This window comes from Flavobacterium sp., assembly GCF_013822155.1.
Lineage (GTDB): Bacteria > Bacteroidota > Bacteroidia > Flavobacteriales > Flavobacteriaceae > Flavobacterium.
The window spans coordinates 1-2,040 of record NZ_PNJW01000139.1 but is presented as its reverse complement, the minus strand read 5'-3'; the positions used below and the strand labels follow the sequence as shown (position 1 = coordinate 2,040).

Below are 2,040 nucleotides of genomic sequence, written 5' to 3'. Positions count from 1 at the left end.
CAAAGATACTTTTTTTGAATATATCTTCAACAAAATTTATCTTAAGAATTGTTTTTAGCACAGATGAAATTGAATTACCAATTTCACATACAATGTGATTCGATGAATTTGATGGTTTGTGCTTCATCAATACACTTTTTTTGTTGACTATTAAGAAGTTAAAAACCAAAAAATCTAATTGTGTTCTTATTATTAGGATGTTGTTTTTTTTCCTCGTTTTTAGTTTAATTGACAATCATTGTTTATTTATTTTCCTAAATATATAATACCCTTTTAATTTCCACACACATTGAATAAACCCAAGAAACTAGAATTCCATACCGAAATGTTAGAAATCGCTTATGGTCCTGAAAAATCTAAAGAATTGCACCTGCATTTTAAACCCGGTGAAGTGGCTTACTATCCCGAAGGAAAAACAGACAACACTCATTATTCTTTGTTAGGCGCAACTGAAGTCTCCAAATTAGTGGCAACCCAAATCAGATTATTGGAAAGTCCTTTGTGTGAGAATTTAAAAAAAGTAATCAAAATTGATGATATTACTACAGGTTCGAAAAAGTAAACCTCTTTAGGACAAATTCCACTATTATTTCTTAATCCTTGTTTCTTCAGATGCAAGGATTGTATGATTTGGAGTGTTATCAATTTCATAATCTTCTTATCAATTCATCTTTTATTAATTTTAAAATCAATACTTTTGTTTAACTTTATTTATTAAACGTTAAACAATAATGGTATGGTGTTTGCAAAACAAGAAAAAAGTGGTTTATCTGAAATTGACACAGATCGAATTATCGAAATGGCCTGGGAAGATCGAACTCCTTTTGATGCCATAAAATTCCAATTTAATTTGTCGGAAGCTGATGTAAAAGCTTTGATGAAAAAAGAGTTAAAGTTCAGCAGTTACAAATTGTGGCGCGAACGCGTTGAAAACTGCAAAACCAAACATTTAGCCAAACGTGTTGACGGAATAGATCGTTTTAAATGCAACTTACAACGAGCCATATCGAACAATAAAATTTCAAAACGAAGATGAAAAATACTTGTTTGGACGCAACAGATATAAAACTTTTAGACAAGCAAGTTCGGGTTCATCTTATCAATAGTTTGGGTGGATTTAAAAGTGTTGCACTGGTTGGAACCAAATCTGAATCAGGCAATTTAAATTTAGCCATTTTCAGTTCTGTTTTTCACCTCGGCGCTAATCCGCCGCTTGTGGCTTTGATTTTCAGACCAAGTCCGCCGGAGCGAGATTCTTTAAGAAATATTATCGGTACAGGCTTTTACACTTTAAATCATATCAATGAAGCTATTTATCAAAAAGCGCATCAAACCTCTGCACGATATGATTCTATGGTGTCCGAATTTGAAGCCGTTGGTTTAACGCACGAATTTAAAAAAGACTTTCAAGCGCCATTTGTAAAAGAAAGCGCTATACAATTGGGTATGGCACTGAGAGAAAAAGTCGATATCACCATAAATAATACGACTATGATTGTTGGTGAGATTGTACAAATTTCTGTTCCTGAAGATTGTTTGTTTGAAGATGGGTTTATCGATATTGAAAAAGCCAACACCATTACCTGTTCCGGTTTAGATAGTTATCACAAAACAATTCGATTAGACCGTTTGAGTTACGCCAAACCTGATAAAGAAATAACTTCAATCTTTGCCATTGAATAGAAAAGTAATCAATATTGTATGGTTCAAAAGGGATTTGAGACTTACCGATCACGAACCCTTATGGATGGCGCAACAACAAGAAGTGCCTATTTTATTATTGTATTGTTTTGAACCTTCTGTAATGAATTATCACGATTCAGATATCAGACACTGGCGGTTTATTTATGAATCATTACAAGATTTGCAAAACCATCTAAATAAGGTTTCCGCTCAACTCTATATTTTTCATCAAGAAGCCGAATTTGTTTTCGAAGCTTTGTCAGCTATTTATCAAATCAATACGGTCTTTTCTCATCAGGAAACCGGCAACCAACTAACTTTTGATAGAGATATAGCCGTTCAAAAATTATTCAGCCA

Annotated in this window: 4 protein-coding genes; all 4 read left to right on the top strand. The window is 33.1% G+C overall.

Annotated features, from left to right (window positions below):
• Positions 1–325 precede the first annotated feature (325 nt).
• On the top strand, positions 326–562 hold the full coding sequence (locus tag C0512_RS15310; protein WP_290863130.1) for a hypothetical protein: 237 nt from the start codon (positions 326–328) through the stop codon (positions 560–562).
• A gap of 174 nt (positions 563–736) precedes the next feature.
• Positions 737–1,036 (top strand): TIGR03643 family protein, encoded by a 300-nt coding sequence (locus tag C0512_RS15305; protein ID WP_121314499.1) that lies wholly within the window; start codon positions 737–739, stop codon positions 1,034–1,036.
• Positions 1,033–1,683, top strand: coding sequence for a flavin reductase family protein (locus tag C0512_RS15300; protein WP_121314498.1), 651 nt, complete (start codon positions 1,033–1,035; stop codon positions 1,681–1,683). Before C0512_RS15305 ends, C0512_RS15300 begins: the two co-directional genes overlap by 4 nt.
• 64 nt (positions 1,684–1,747) lie before the next feature.
• A partial coding sequence (locus C0512_RS15295; protein WP_290863126.1) for a deoxyribodipyrimidine photo-lyase occupies positions 1,748–2,040 on the top strand: 293 nt, incomplete at its 3' end.

Bases quoted from the DNA above. Each gene is read 5' to 3' on its own strand.
- C0512_RS15310 (WP_290863130.1), top strand. From the start codon at position 326: ATGTTAGAAATCGCTTATGGTCCTGAAAAATCTAAAGAATTGCACCTG.
- C0512_RS15305 (WP_121314499.1), top strand. From the start codon at position 737: ATGGTGTTTGCAAAACAAGAAAAAAGTGGTTTATCTGAAATTGACACA.
- C0512_RS15300 (WP_121314498.1), top strand. From the start codon at position 1,033: ATGAAAAATACTTGTTTGGACGCAACAGATATAAAACTTTTAGACAAG.